Source organism: Sorangium sp. So ce1153, from assembly GCF_051521595.1.
Classification (GTDB): domain Bacteria; phylum Myxococcota_A; class Polyangia; order Polyangiales; family Polyangiaceae; genus Sorangium.
Genome location: NZ_CP150361.1, coordinates 14,698,635 through 14,712,309, shown reverse-complemented (window position 1 = coordinate 14,712,309; position 13,675 = coordinate 14,698,635). Strand labels below are relative to the sequence as shown.

Here is a 13,675-nt window from a genome sequence, read left to right as displayed (position 1 = left end):
TCTGGATCTTCCTGAGCGCCGGCTCATCGGCGGTGCGACCTGCAGGCATTTTACATCGAGGGCCGATCAGGCTACGCAGATCGTATGCGCCTCCACGAGGTGCGGGAGAGCCACTTCGACGCCGTCGACGGGGCGGAGGGATCCAGCCGTGGAAAGAGAAGAGGAGCCTGCCGGGATGGAGGTCGCAGCACTCGTCGAGGCGCCCGCGGACGAGGACGCGCAGGAAAGCGAGGCCGGCGTGCAGGACAGCGGCGCCGAGACGCTCCTCGAGCTCCTGCTCGCCGAGCAGGCCCCACCCGGGGCCGAGGAGCCGGCCGCCCCGCCGGAGCGCATCGACGGCGTCGTCATCGGCGAGCTCGCCGCGCTCGGCGAGGAAGGCGGGGCGCGGGTGGTGTTCCCCGGCGGACCGGCTGCCGGCGCGGCCGCGCGCGTCATGGCAGCGCTCTCCGCCGAGGACGTGGGTCGCGAGGTGGCGCTCCTCTTCGAAGGGGGCGACCCAGGCAGGCCCGTGGTGATGGGACGACTCCACGCTCCGCGGGATACCGCCCAGCGCCGACCCGAGGCGCACGCAGACGGCGAGCGGCTCGAGCTCACCGCGGACAAGGAGATCGTCCTGCGTTGCGGCAAGGCGAGCATCACGCTCACGCGGGCTGGCAAGATCCTCATCCGGGGCGAGTACCTGCTGGTGCGCTCGTCCGGCGTGAATCGCATCCAGGGTGGCTCGGTGCAGATCAATTGAGCTGTCGCTCGACAGCATTATGCCCTGGATGTATCCGCCCCGCCGCGAGCGCAGGTCCGATTGCTCGACGCCCCTCGAGGACAATGTCGTAAACTCATCCAGGACGATGTTTGCCGAGGCGGTCGCTCGGATCGGGCTGAGGTCGGGGGACGACCCGCGGCTGCGCCAGCACAAGCGGATCCTCACGGTCACAGCCGCGCTCAAGGCGTGCGCGTGCCCCGTCTGGGTGATCGCCTATGCGGCGAGCGGGGATGTCCGCTCGGCGGCGATCCCGCTCGGCTACATGGCGTGTACGGTCCTGAGCCTCGTCCACTTCGCCCGGGCGAAGTCGTTCTCGGGGTTCCGGTTCCGCCAGGCCCTGCTCATCTTCGCGCTGCCGTTCCTGATGCACGCGAGCCGCGGCGGGTTCGTCGCGTCGAGCGGCGTCGTCCTGTGGGCGCTGCTCGCGCCGCTGACGTTCGTGCTGTTCCACGGGTCGCGGTCGTCCATCCCCTGGTTCACCGCCTACGCGCTCCTCGTGGCGGCGGCCGGCGCCGTCGACCCCTGGCTCGCGGCGCGCGCGCCGGAGACGCCCCCTGCCCTCATCGCCTGCTTCTTCGCGATGAACATCCTCACGGTGTCGGCCATCACCTACGCCGCGGTGCAGTATTTCGCGCGCCAGCTCGCCGAGGAGCAGGAGAAGCTCGCGGAGCTCGTCGCCTCCTCGGCGCAGGCGCTCGACGACGTGGCGCGCTGGTCGTCCGCCGCGTCGGCGCAGGTCGCGGAGGCGATCGGGGCGCGCGAGATCGCGGTGTGGAAGGCCGAGGACCAGGAGATGGTCAGTATCACGGCGACGACCACCGAGGCCCCGTCCGCCGAGGCGCTGCGCGGCGCCGCGCTCGCGAAGCAGTCGATCTCGCGGACGTCGGACGTGGTGGTCCCCGCCGTCGGCCTGTCGGGCGAGATCCACGGCGCCCTGGTCGTCGTCGGCAGCAGCGTCGTGTGGAGCGACACGACGAAGCGGCTCGTCGACTCGTTCGCTCACCACCTCGGCAGCGCGCTCGAGCTGTCGCGCATGCGCAAGGAGCTCGCCGGGGCGGCGGAGCGCCGGAAGGCGACCCTCGAGGACATGGTGAGCCGCGGGATCGACGTCCTGCAGATCTGCCCGAGCTGCCATCGTTGCTACGATCAGAGCGCGCCGGAGTGCAGCGACGACGGGGCCGCGCTGAGCACGCCGCGGCCGTTCCCTTACCGCGTCGCCGGGCGGTATCGCCTGACCCGGGTCGTCGCGGAGGGCGGCATGGGCCGGGTGTTCCAGGCCAGGGACGAGCGGCTCGGGCGCGACGTGGCGATCAAGGCCATCCGGACAGAGCACTTCAACAACGACGACGTGCGCGCGCGCTTCGCGCGGGAGGCGCGCCTCGTCGCGCGCATTCACCATCCGTCGGTGGTCGAGGTGTACGACTCGGGCGAGCTCGAGGACGGCTCGCTCTATATCGTCATGGAGTGGCTCGAGGGCTGCAACCTGGCCCACGCCATGAAGCACAACGGGCCTGGGACGCCGCCCCAGGTCGCGCTGCTCCTGCGCGAGGGCGCCTCGGCGCTCGCGGCCGCGCACGCGGCGGGGCTCGTGCATCGCGACGTGAAGCCGGAGAACATCCACCTCGTCCCGAGCACGTCGCCGGGCGGCTTCCGGGTCAAGATCCTCGATTTCGGCATCGCCAAGGAGCTCTCGGCGGACGTCAGCGCGACGTCCACGGGCGTCTTCCTGGGGACGCCGCTGTACATGGCCCCCGAGCAGGCCGCCGGCAGGCCGGTGGACGCGCGCAGCGATCTCTATTCCTTCGCGGCGGTCGCCTACCAGGCGCTCACCGGGCGGCGCGTCACGCTCGGCGACGACCTCTCCACCGTCCTCACGAGCCTCTCGCAGGCCCCGCCGCCGTCCGTCTCGTCGCTGCTCCCGGGGACGCCGCCGGAGGTCGACGACGCCTTCGCCACGGCGCTCGCCGTGTCCCCGGACGGGCGTCCCGGCGACATCGCGGCGTGGGTGAGCTCCTTCGTCGACCTCCTCGACGGGCTGCCCCGCCGGTGCCGGGGCTGGCGCGTCGCGGGCGTCACGCACGATGAGGACGACTTCAGCCGTGTCGAGACGGTCCGCATCAACGAGCCCGGGGCGAAGCTCCAGTCGGTCGCGCCGCGCGCGTCGTGACCGCGTGAGGCCCCGGCGCCGCGGGAGGTCGGGCCTTGCAAACAGGGGGATGGAGGGGGTATGCCCGGAACGGGACCTCCATGCTGTGCCCTCGTTGCCACCGGCGGTACGCGGATGACCACCGCTTCTGTCCGCACGACGGGGAGAAGCTGGTCAAGAGCCTCGACATCCGGCGGCTCCGGTCGCAGCCCACCGAGCACGTGGGCACCGTCGTCGCCGGGCGGTACCGGGTGCGGGGCCTGATCGGCAGCGGCGCGATGGCGCAGGTCTTCCTGGCCGAGGACACGCAGGGCGGCGCGCCGGTCGCGCTGAAGTTCCTGGAGCCGAGGTTCCGCCGCGTGCCCAAGGTGAAGGCGCGGTTCCTCCTCGAGGCCAAGGCCGCGGCCACCGTCGTGCACCCGAACCTGGTCGAGGTCCTCGATATAGGCCTTCACGAGGACTCTCCTTACCTCGTGATGGAGTACCTCTTCGGAGAGTCGCTGAGCTCGCTGCTCCTGCGCGAGAAGCGCCTGTCTCCGGAGGCCGGCGTGCCCATCCTGCTGCAGGCCGCCGCGGGGCTGGGCGCGGCGCACAGCGCGGGGATCGTCCACCGGGACATCAAGCCGGCCAACGTGTTCCTCGTCGGCGAGAGGGGCGACGCCTGGGCGGCCAAGATCGTCGATTTCGGGTTCGCCAAGCTGTACGAGCACTCGGGGCTCACCCAGGCCGGTGTGACCGTCGGCACCCTGGAGTACATGGCGCCGGAACAGACCATCAGCGACCCGCCCGACGCGCGCACGGACGTCTATGGCTTCGGCATGCTGATGTACCGGATGTTCTCCGGCCGGCTCCCCTTCAGCGTCGCGAGGAGCTCCGGCGCCTCGCTGTCGCCGGCCATGGAAGAAGCCATGGTGCTGGCCAACCAGCTCATGACGCCGCCCCCGCCGCCCGGCCTGGGCGCGGGCCCGGTGTGGAGGGCGCTGGAGGCGGTGATCATGAAGTGCCTGCGCAAGCGGCCGGAGAACCGGTATCCGTCGATGGAGGCGCTCGGCGACGATCTCGGCCGGCTCGGGCGGCCGGGCGCGCTGGCGGCGGACGCGCCGGTCGCCTCGCCCGACGTGTACGCCGCGAAGACGCCGTATGGCGAGCACGCGGCGCGGTTCCTGTACAAGCAGCTCGGCAAGGTGTACGGCGCATCGCCGTAGCCGCGACATGCCCGGAATGCGCTGCCTCGCACGTCGTGGCGCCGCGCTGGCGGCCTGCGCCGCCGCCCTGGGCTGGCCGCCCGCCGCGGGCGCGGCGCCGCCCGCCGCGGGCGCGGCGCCGCCCGCCGGGGGCGCGGCGCCTGAAGACCCGCGCGAGGCCACCGCGAGCGGCTCCGCCACGGGCGCCGCGAGCGGCTCCGCCACGGAGCCCGGCATCCGCCTCACGCTGCCCTGGCTCCTCGTGCAGCTCGTGCCGAGCCCCGAGCTGTGGATCGGGCCGAGCGGCACGCGCTTCGGGATCCGCTGGCAGGTGACGCCGGTGCTCTACTCCTTCGGCATCAACCGCAAGCTCTCGCCGTGGCGCGCCTTCATCGCCGAGCCGCTCACGCGCCACGCGGGTTCCATCGAGCTGTTCGGCTCGCCTGAATACGTCGCTGGCCCGAGCGCGCCGGCCGCGGGCTGGGTGTTCCGCGGCGGCGTGCGCGCCTATTTCTCGCTCCTTGACCGGGGAGAGGCCCTGTCCTGCTCGCTCGGCGGCTCCGTGCTCCACGCTCGCGATCAGGTGGCCGCCTCGTACGAGGCGGGGATCTATACCCTGTTCGGCGGCCTCGGCGCTCAGGTGACCGTCACGCCGACAGCCGCCTTGCGGTCGACGACGATCACGCTCAGCATTCGCTATTTCTGACGCCGCGCATGGCCCATCGCATCTCCTCGCCTCCCGCGCGGTCGACCGCGCCTTCAGCCACGCTGTCGACCGCAGGGTCGCTCGCGCGCCCGCTCGCCGCGGCGCTCCTCGCGATCGCGGGCCCGTCGAGCTGCGTGCCCGCGCGCATCCTCGGGAGCAACGTCGCGAGCCTGTTCGACAGCCCGCTGCCGGTGCCGGACAAGGTGCGCGAGCCTCGTCGACCGGAGGCGCGGCTCGCGGTCCTCTGGGTCGGGCACGCGACCGTGCTCGTGCAGATCGACGACAAATTCATCCTGACGGACCCTGTCTTCACATCAAACGTGGGGATCATCGTGAAGCGGCTGGTCGAGCCGGGGCTCGCCCCTGAGGACCTGCCGCCCATCGATGCCGTCCTCATCTCGCACATGCACTTCGACCACCTCTCGCTGGGGTCGCTGTCGCTCATCGAGCCGAAGGTCCGGTCGCTGCTCGTGCCGCTGGGCGGGCTCGTGTACGTGCCGAACTACACGTTCGATTCCGTCGAGGTCCCGACCTGGACGACATGGCGGCAGGGAGATCTGAAGATCACGGCGGTTCCGGTGCGGCACGCCGGCTACCGCTACGGGCTGGACCAGGCCTGGATGACGGAGAGCTTCACGGGCTATGTCGTCGAGTACCATGGGATCACGGTCTACTTCGGCGGTGACACCGCCTACGCGCGCGATGACTTCGTGAAGACGCGCGCGCGGTTCCCCGGGATCGATCTGGCCCTCTTGCCGATCGCGCCGGTGGGGCCGCACGAGTACATGGCGCCGAAGCACGTGGACCCGGCGGCGGCGGTCCAGGCCTTTCTCGACCTCGGGGCGCGGCGGATGATGGCGATTCATTTCGATACCTTCATCAACAGCACCGACGCGTTCGGCGAGGCGCCCCGCGAGCTCCGGCGCGTCATGGCGGCGCGCGGGCTGGGGCCGGATCGGGTGTTCGTCCCGAGGCACGGAGAGCAGTGGGTCCTGATCGCGAGATAGAGCATGAGGGGCGCGGCGACGACGGGCGCGCCGGCGCGTACGCCGCAGCGAAGGCAGCCTGGTCAGGGAAGCCGGGCGCGTCTCGGAGGCGCCGCGCGCGTCACGACCCGCCCCTCCCCTTCAGGCGCTCGATCTCGGCCAGCGCCTCGGCGAGGCGACGCTCGACCTCCTCGCGCAGGCGCGCCTCCTCCTTGCGCTTGCGCGCCTCCTCCTTGCGCTTGCGCGCCTCCTCCTTGCGCTTGCGCGCCTCCTCCGCAACCCGCTCCTCGGCCGCTCGCGCGCGCACCTCCAGGCTGTCGAGCATGGACTCGAGCGTGCCGATCATCTCGTCCGCCTCGAGCAGCGCCGAGCTGCCGTGGAAGAAGCGAAGGCGCTCCTCCTCGATCGCCAGGTCGAGCCCGAGCACCTGGGAGATGTACCGGCCGCCCTGCGGGATGATCGGCTCGTACCGGCGCGGCCCCGCGCCGGATCGCGCGCTCTCCAGGGGCAAGCGGAACCCGGAGAGCTTCAGCCGGGCCCGGTCGAAGACGTAGTACTCGGGGATGCCGAGGCGCGCGTACCGCTCGACGTTCTCGACCAGATCCTTGCGGCGGCGGCCGGAGACGATGACCTCGAGCGCGAAGTCGAGCCCGCGGCCCTCCACGCTGGTGACCCACTTCTCGCGCCGGTGCACGGGCACGTCGAGCACCGCCATCACGTCGGGCGCGAACATCCGCTCGCCGGGGTAGTACACGGGCAGCTCGCAGGCGAGGTACACGCGCCGCCCGATCCGGGCGAAATAGCTGCCGAGCGCGGAGCGGGCGCCTACCTTGGCGCCGAAGTGCTCGTCGCCCTCCGGCGGCGACGCCTCGGAGACGGGGAACTCGGAGGGGAGGCTCGCGACGACGCGCGCGCGGCCAGCGGGGCTGAGGCGAGCCCAGACCTCCTCCGAGGGCGCGCGCGGGTCGTCGGGATCGACGCGGTACAGGACTGCCGGCCGGCGCATGACCGCAAGAATAGCCGGCGCGGCGGGTCCATCCCAGGCCGCGGTTCACGAACGGCCGGCCGTGCCTCCCCGTATGGGATCGGCCGCGCCCTCCAGCTCGCGTAGGGCCGCGGCGTAGTCCTCGGGCGTGTTCAGGTTGCGCAGCGACCGGAGCGCCGGATCTGCCGCCAGAAGGCGCGGGTCCGAGAGCAGGAGCTCCGGCTCCGCGACCAGCGTGCGAGCCCGCTCGAACAGGGAGGACAGCCGCAGCCTTCCCTCCGCGAGCAGCGCCTCGGCCTCGCCGCGCACCGAGCAGGCGTACACGGCGCCGAGCGGGTGATCGTGCCCGTCCGCCCGCGGCACGGCGACGGCGTAGCCGCCCGCCTGCAGGTCCGCGAGGCGGCGGACGAAGGCGGGGTGCAGGAAGGGCGCGTCGGTCGCCGAGACGTAGGCCCGCTCGGCCAGCGGCGCGACCGCCGCGAGCCCCGCCGCGATGCCCTGCAGCGGGCCGCGGCCCTCCTCCGGGTCGCGCACGACCTGCACCCCTTCCGGCAGCGGCGGCAGCTCCTGCCCGGGCGCGGCGACCACCGCGATCGGCCACGCCGCCTCCCCGAGGCGCCGCACCACCCGCTGGAGGAGCGCCTCGCCCCCGAACGGCAGCCACGCCTTGGGGCGCCCCATCCGGCTGCTCCGCCCGCCGCAGAGCACCACGCCCGCGAGCCCGACCGCGCGCCCCGTCACCGCCCGCTCCGCGGTGTCCGCGCGACGCGCCCGCCGACGCGCCCGCCGACGCGCCCGCCGACGCGCGCACCGAGCTCACCAGCGTCGCCAACGTCGGTGAGGCGCTGCTCCTGGTTCATGGGCGCGGAGCATGGGCGGGCGCCCGGGCGCCGGCCACCGGGATCACCGCTCGCCCCGGATTGTTGGGCGCAGGCGGGCCCCCCGGATTGTTGGGCGCAGGCGGGCCCCCGTGGATAATGCGCGCCGAGAAACCGCTCGCGATGCGCCCCGCCCCTGTTCTCCTCGCGATGTGCGCCACGGCCGCGCAGATCGGCTGCGAGCGGCCCGCCAACGTGGGCGCCGGGCTCGCCCCACCGCCCGCCGTCGCTTCCGCGGCCGTCTCTGTCGCGCCCGAAGCCGCCCCTGGCGCGCCCGCGGCCGTCCCTGGCGCGCCCGCGGCCGCCCCTGCCACGCCGGCCGACGCGATCACCCTCATCGCGGGCGGCGACGTCTGCCTCGGCAAGGCGCTCGGCCAGGAGCTGCTCCGCAATCCGGCGCACGACCCCTTCGCCCCTGTCGCGGCGCTGTTCGCCTCCGCCGACGTGCGCTTCGTCAACCTCGAGAACCAGCTCAGCGATCAGGGCGGAGAGACGCAGCACCGGCTCCAGCCGCTCGTGTTCACGGGCCCGCCGGCCGGCGCGGACGCGCTCGCGCGCGCCGGCATCACCGTCGTGTCGCTCGCGAACAACCACATGTGGGACTACGGCAAGGGCGCGTTCCTCGACACCCTCGGCCACCTGGAGCGCGCGGGCGTCGCCTACGCCGGCGCCGGGCGGACGCGGATGCAAGCCTACGCGCCGGTCATCGTCGAGCGCCGCGGCTTCCGCGTGGCGGTGCTGGCCGTGACCGGCATCTGGAACCAGGGCTCGCTCTGGCAGCACCCGGCGCGGGAGTTCGTCGCGGCCGCGGAGCGGGACGGGCTCGCCGCCGCGGTGCGCGCCGCGCGCAAGCAGCCCGGCGTGGACGCCGTCGTCGTGAGTTACCACGGCGGCACCGAGTACCTGGACACCCCGCTGCCCCAGGCGCGCGCGCTCGCCAGCGCCGCCATCGACGCGGGCGCCGACGCCTTCCTCGGCCATCACCCGCACGTGCTCCAGGGCATCGAGCTCCGCCGCGGCCGGCCCATCTTCTACAGCCTCGGCAACTTCATCATGAAGGTGAAGAGGACCGGCCCCGCCGTCGAGCTCGCGATGCTCGCGCGCCTGCGCCTCCGGCGGGCCGCGCCGCCCCTCGCCGAGATCTGCCCCGTGCGCAGCGAGGGCCTCGAGACCGTCCCGCTCGCGGCCGACCCGCGGCGCGCCGAGACCGAGGCGGCGTTCATCGAGCGGATGCGCCACGTGTCGGCGTTCGTCGACGCCGAGCCGGCGATCGGCCCCTTCGCCGCCGACGGCTGCGCGCCGCTCGAGGAAGCCGCGAAGGCGGCCTCGGCCTCGCCGCCGAAGGTCGCCGGGCCGATCCGCTGAGCGACGCCCTGGCAGGCCGTCGCGCGCGCATTGCCGCTCGGAGCGAGCGCCGCGCACGCCCATAGGGCACTCACTCGATGAGCTTCAGCACCACGTTACCCGTCTTCTGTCCGGACGCGACGTAGGCATAGGCCTCCTGGATCGCATCCAGGGTGACGGTGCGGTCGATGACAGGTCGAAACTGGCGCTCGGCGACGAGCCGGCCCATCACCTCGAGAAACGCCTTCCGGTCGGTGGGTATCGGGAACACGACCCGCTTTCCTCCGAGAGCGGGCGTGAGTAGCGCAAGGAATGGATTCTGGCCGCCCGGTCCGAGCTCCGTGGAAACATACACGCCCCTGGGAGCCAACGAACGCTTGCAGGCGCCAAACGTGCTCTTTCCGACAGCGTCGAACACGTAGTCATAGACCTGGTCGCCCCGGGTGAAGTCCGCTTGCTCGTAGTTGATGACCCTGTCGGCCCCCAGCGACTTCAACAGCTCCAGATTCCTGGTGTTCCCCACCGCGGTCACGGTGGCGCCCCGGTACACGCACATCTGCAGAAGCGCGGATCCGATCGCCCCGGTGGCCCCGTTGATCAGCACGCGCCGATTCGCCTCGAGCGCCGCTCGCTCGAGGATGCTGTGAGCATACCAGGCGCCCTCGATGCAGGCTGCGGCCTCTTCGAAGCTCAGGCCGGCGGGCATGCGCGCGACCGAGTCGTCTCCGGAAATGACGAGGTACTCTGCATGAGACCCGGCCCCGAGATCGTTGATCCCCCAGACATCGTCGCCGACCGCAAAGCTGCTTACGCGCGGGCCGAGCGCTTCCACCCGTCCCGCGAAGTCGGTGCCGAGCGTCTTGTTTTTGGGCCTGCGAAGACCGGTCATGAACCGCATGACGAACGGGCTGGCCGAGAGCAACGCACAGTCGGTGCGGCTCACCGTGGCTGCGTGGACCCGGACCAATATCTCGTCATCGGCCGGCGTGGGCACCGCCACGTCTTCGATCCGGATGACTGCCGGTGGGCCATACCGTTCCCGTCGGGCGGCTCTCATGGTTGACCGATACCGGAGGTAGCTGAGCGTGTCCATATTGCCTGCGGCCGTGAGCTCGCACGAGCCCTGTGAGACGCGACGCGTCAAGCACGCCGAGCGTCGGGTGCTGGGGCGTACCAGGCGTTCGCTCGCCACGCGAGTTGCTGCGGTCATCCCCCGCGGGAGCGATCCGTCGTTCGTTGGAGGCATGTGTACCGCGGAGATGGATGCCACCCACCTTTTTGCAGAGGCACGTCCACCGAGATACGGGTGCCACCCATCTCTTGGTGGAGGCACGTGGTAATGCTCAACTTTGAGCCGGAGTGCTCAAGTTTGCCTGATCGGCGTGGCGACTAGGGATCTCGCCGCGTAGGTTCGGCCGGAAGTAGTGCTGCCCGCGGGTGTTCCACCACCCCGGGCAGCGTGGCCGAACCCCGTTCCACCGAGGTCCGACGATGCAGTTGTACCTGATCCCACCCGGCGGTGGGCAAGGCGAAGGTGCGCCCGCGCGCAACCGACCCCGCCCGTGTCTCTCCCTCACCCCGATCCAGCGCAAGCGGCTCCGCGCCGCGCTGCGCAATCTCCGCAAGGCGTACGGCTCGTGGTCATGCCTCGCCGAGGTCATGGGCATGGCGGTCGACAGCCTCAAGGGCATCGCCTACGGCCGCGACAGCGGCTCGCCCGGGACCGCGCAGCGTGCCGCCAAGGCGGCCGGTGTCACCGTCGAGCAGCTCCTCGGCGGGCTCGTCGTCGCTGACCGCTGCCCCTCATGCGGGAGGTGCGGGTGAAGCGCCCGCGGAAGGGGGCTCGCCGCCCGCCTGCCGCACGACATCCCCGGAAGAAGCTGACGATGGAGGCGATCCTCGCGGAGCGCGGGATCATCCTGGCGACGCTCGCCGGCATCCCGAAGCGCGACCGCGCCGACGTGGAGCAAGAGGTCTTCCTTGGCGCGTGGCGAGCCATCCGGAGCGGCCGATACCGGCCGGACCCGAAGGACAAGCCGCGCGACGCGCTCCGGAAGTGGCTGCACGGTATCGCGTGGCGCCAGGCGTCGAAGTACTTCGAGAGCGCCTACGTGCGCCGCGCCATCCTCCACGCGGAGCCGCTCGGGCTGCTCCGGGGGCTCGTTGGTCCGAGCCTCGACGCGCAGGTGGAGGCGCGCGACCTGCTCAGGGCGATCGAACGGCTGGAGCCGCGTCATCAGGAGATCCTCCTGGCCATCGACGCCCCGGAGGCGCTCTCCTCGTACGCCGCGCAGCGCGGGATGAGCCCGTTCACCGGGGCGAGCCGGCTCCGCATCGCCCGCGCCATGCTGGCCCTGCGGCTCCGGAGGTGGCGACGATGAAGCCCCGCGACCCGCAGCGGCGCGTCCGCGTGACGGTGTCGGGGAAACCCGTCACGCGCACGATCACGCCCGCGCAGATCGACCGCTACCTCAACGCCCTGGAGTGGGTGAAGGACCCCAACGGCCCACTCCCGGACCCCACGGACCGAAGCGTCACGCTCGCCCGCATCGTCGTCACGATCGCGCTGTTCGAGCGCCGCTCCCCCGGCGAAGTCCTCGACGACATCGCCGACGGCAAGGGCTTGCAGCGCTGGATGCGGTCGCGCAAGACCTGGCCGACCTGGTAGCGGCCCGGCGTGACTCCAGGCCCCGCGCCGGGCGCGAGGCCGTCGCCGAAGCGCGCGGGGCGTTGGAGATCCTCGACGCCGTAGAGCGGGTCTACGTCCATGACAGGTAGACCACGTACCAGACCGCTCGCCCGGCGAAGCCGTGCGCCTGTGGCAACATTCCACACACCTTCCTCGGCGCGTAGCCCAGGCTGCGGGAGCCGTCCCAATGGCTGAACACGCCCGAAGCGCCGGGACAAAACCGGTCCGACCAGCAGCTGACCTCGCTTGAGGAGAGCATGCGAACCGTGTCAATCTCATGAGTCGCACAGGCGGGGCCGGCCCTGCCGTTGGCATGGCACGTGCTCTGCCTAGAGCAGCCATCAGCTTCACCGGCCACGCCGTGGCGCGCCACACAAAGCTCGACCCAGGAGGTATTGCCATGACATTAGCGAACAGCAGCGCAGCGGAGGCGATGGACGCACTCGAGCCCGACTCGGGTGTGAGGCGCAGTAAGCCTCCCAGCACGCTCCACTATGAGTGCGCTCCGTCGCGCGCCACGGCGGACGAGTGGGTCGTCGAGGCGATCGACTACAACTCAGAAGGTGAGATATATGTGGCGCTGTTCTCGGGCGTAGGAGCAAAAGAACGCGCAGAGGAATATGCGGCCTGGAAGAATCAGCAGCAGGCAATAGCCTAGTAGTCGGCTTCCACGTCGATGTAGTCGATGCAGGTTTGCGGCCTTGCGTGGTTATCCGCCGTATGCCATTCACCAGGCTCGGATGACACGCTGCGGAGGTCATCGATGTCCATGCATCGCCAATTCCTTGGCGATCCATCGATCACCGGACCCCTACTACTCGTCCCACCAAACTGGTAGAAGAGCGCGTGACGTCGGCCACGCTTGGTTCCGATCGCGTGCGGGCACATGAGGCGCCTGTGGCCCTGGTAGTAGGCAGTGATGACCTTCTTGTTCACGATCGCGTCTCGAATGATATCGTACACCGTTGCCATCAAAAGCTCCTCCGGCATGCAGTCCATGTGGCGCTTAGTGGCGCTCATTCGCCTCGCTGGTTGATGATCGCGAATATCTGGGCATGGCTCGGCATGCTAGGGTCGAAGTCGCTCGCGAGCGTGAGCAGGTGGCATGCGATGCGCTTCACGTCGTGCACGGTAAGCCCGTCAGAGGGCAGCTCAAAGGGGAACGGCTCTCGGTTCGGCCCGAGAGGGAAGGTCCGGCGTGCCTCGCTGAATCCGCCAGCGGTGCCCATCATGGCCCCCGGGCTCTTCAGCGTCTGAGCCGTAGAGACAGTGGCGCCGCCCGCCGCGAGGGAAACCGGGGACTGGGCGGCTGCCTCCACAGGAGCAGACCCCGCCTTGGGCTTCTCCTTGCTCTTCCTGGCCCGCTCAGGCGACGCCTCTTTCGATTTGAAGCGGAACTTCAGCGGATCCCGCTTCCAGGCGATGTAGTCGGACAACGCCGACCTCGCGCGACCCGCGTACGTGCGAGCGGTCTCCGGGTTGCCTTGGGTCTTCGTTGCCCAACGCCGCCCAAGATCTTCGATGTTTCCCAGCAGCCACTCAGCATCACGCGGCTCTTCCGGGCCGAGGATGGTGACGAGTTGGTTCAACGCGGTAATTCGCAGCTTAGCCGTGACCTGCGGGATCTCGCCGCGGTCGGCCTTGGTCTGGAGCCAGCCGGTCACCTCCTCGTAGGGGATGCCGTTGACGTCGGCGTGAACTGCGCTTACGTTCTGCATACAAAGCTCTCCCTTGACCCACCTGGGGCCTCTTGGCGGCTTGCCGCCGTGCCTGAACAACCGGAAGCTAGATCGCCGGTGGCCCAGGATCAAGCGGAGGGCTTTGGCTTATCTGCCGCCGTGATTAGAACGCCAGCGGCCAAGTGCGCGGAATCACTGAAAGATTCCCGATTAAGAAATCAAAAATCGGCGTGCGCGATTTTCGGCTCGGTGAGATCGCTCACTGTCTTATCTGTTGCTCTGTGCAGGTAACACGCGATCAGTCTGCTGGATTGAGCA

At 70.8% G+C, this 13,675-nt stretch carries 15 protein-coding genes; 10 read left to right on the top strand and 5 right to left on the bottom strand.

The features are described from left to right. Positions 1-175 precede the first annotated feature (175 nt). The 5 genes from WME85_RS53695 to WME85_RS53675 all read left to right on the top strand — a co-directional run bounded on the left by WME85_RS53695 (position 176) and on the right by WME85_RS53675 (position 5,803). Positions 176-739: a DUF6484 domain-containing protein gene (locus WME85_RS53695; protein ID WP_437833845.1), complete on the top strand. Its 564-nt coding sequence runs from the start codon at positions 176-178 to the stop codon at positions 737-739. A 106-nt stretch (positions 740-845) separates the two neighbouring features. Continuing rightward, on the top strand, positions 846-2,927 hold the full coding sequence (locus tag WME85_RS53690) for a serine/threonine-protein kinase (protein ID WP_437833842.1): 2,082 nt from the start codon (positions 846-848) through the stop codon (positions 2,925-2,927). An 80-nt stretch (positions 2,928-3,007) separates the two neighbouring features. After that, on the top strand, positions 3,008-4,111 hold the full coding sequence (locus WME85_RS53685; RefSeq protein ID WP_437833839.1) for a serine/threonine-protein kinase: 1,104 nt from the start codon (positions 3,008-3,010) through the stop codon (positions 4,109-4,111). Between the two features lie 16 nt (positions 4,112-4,127). Next, positions 4,128-4,796: a hypothetical protein gene (locus WME85_RS53680; protein WP_437833837.1), complete on the top strand. Its 669-nt coding sequence runs from the start codon at positions 4,128-4,130 to the stop codon at positions 4,794-4,796. Positions 4,797-4,804: 8 nt separating this feature from the next. After that, the gene (locus tag WME85_RS53675; protein ID WP_437833834.1) at positions 4,805-5,803 is read left to right on the top strand and encodes an MBL fold metallo-hydrolase; all 999 of its coding nucleotides are present in this window, start codon (positions 4,805-4,807) and stop codon (positions 5,801-5,803) included. 100 nt (positions 5,804-5,903) lie between these two features. On the opposite strand, the gene WME85_RS53670 is transcribed toward WME85_RS53675, so the two are convergent. Together WME85_RS53670 and mobA are read right to left on the bottom strand one after the other, a co-directional pair. Next, complete coding sequence (locus tag WME85_RS53670) at positions 5,904-6,788, bottom strand: Uma2 family endonuclease (RefSeq protein WP_437833831.1); 885 nt, start codon at positions 6,786-6,788, stop codon at positions 5,904-5,906. Positions 6,789-6,833: 45 nt separating this feature from the next. After that, a complete protein-coding gene (gene mobA, locus WME85_RS53665; RefSeq protein WP_437833828.1) occupies positions 6,834-7,508 on the bottom strand; it encodes a molybdenum cofactor guanylyltransferase in 675 nt (224 codons plus the stop codon). 260 nt (positions 7,509-7,768) lie between these two features. Here mobA and WME85_RS53660 point away from each other — a divergent pair, with 260 nt between their 5' ends. Further along, a complete protein-coding gene (locus WME85_RS53660) occupies positions 7,769-9,010 on the top strand; it encodes a CapA family protein (protein WP_437833825.1) in 1,242 nt (413 codons plus the stop codon). A gap of 70 nt (positions 9,011-9,080) precedes the next feature. On the opposite strand, the gene WME85_RS53655 is transcribed toward WME85_RS53660, so the two are convergent. Then, the gene (locus tag WME85_RS53655) at positions 9,081-10,046 is read right to left on the bottom strand and encodes an NAD(P)-dependent alcohol dehydrogenase (protein ID WP_437833823.1); all 966 of its coding nucleotides are present in this window, start codon (positions 10,044-10,046) and stop codon (positions 9,081-9,083) included. A gap of 434 nt (positions 10,047-10,480) precedes the next feature. Here WME85_RS53655 and WME85_RS53650 point away from each other — a divergent pair, with 434 nt between their 5' ends. The 4 genes from WME85_RS53650 (at position 10,481) to WME85_RS53635 (ending at position 12,336) form a co-directional block, all read left to right on the top strand. Continuing rightward, positions 10,481-10,813, top strand: coding sequence for a transcriptional regulator (locus tag WME85_RS53650; protein ID WP_437833820.1), 333 nt, complete (start codon positions 10,481-10,483; stop codon positions 10,811-10,813). Between the two features lie 62 nt (positions 10,814-10,875). Then, positions 10,876-11,370, top strand: a complete 495-nt coding sequence (locus tag WME85_RS53645) for an RNA polymerase sigma factor (protein WP_437833818.1) — start codon at positions 10,876-10,878, stop codon at positions 11,368-11,370. After that, entirely contained in the window at positions 11,367-11,657 is a 291-nt protein-coding gene (locus tag WME85_RS53640; RefSeq protein ID WP_437833815.1) for a hypothetical protein, read from the top strand. Before WME85_RS53645 ends, WME85_RS53640 begins: the two co-directional genes overlap by 4 nt. A 421-nt stretch (positions 11,658-12,078) precedes the next feature. Further along, on the top strand, positions 12,079-12,336 hold the full coding sequence (locus tag WME85_RS53635; protein ID WP_437833813.1) for a hypothetical protein: 258 nt from the start codon (positions 12,079-12,081) through the stop codon (positions 12,334-12,336). Here the strand turns inward: WME85_RS53635 and WME85_RS53630 are convergent. Together WME85_RS53630 and WME85_RS53625 are read right to left on the bottom strand one after the other, a co-directional pair. Beyond that, positions 12,333-12,650 (bottom strand): hypothetical protein, encoded by a 318-nt coding sequence (locus tag WME85_RS53630; RefSeq protein ID WP_437833810.1) that lies wholly within the window; start codon positions 12,648-12,650, stop codon positions 12,333-12,335. The genes WME85_RS53635 and WME85_RS53630 overlap by 4 nt on opposite strands. Before the next feature lie 44 nt (positions 12,651-12,694). Next, positions 12,695-13,396, bottom strand: a complete 702-nt coding sequence (locus WME85_RS53625) for a hypothetical protein (RefSeq protein WP_437833807.1) — start codon at positions 13,394-13,396, stop codon at positions 12,695-12,697. Positions 13,397-13,675 lie beyond the last annotated feature (279 nt).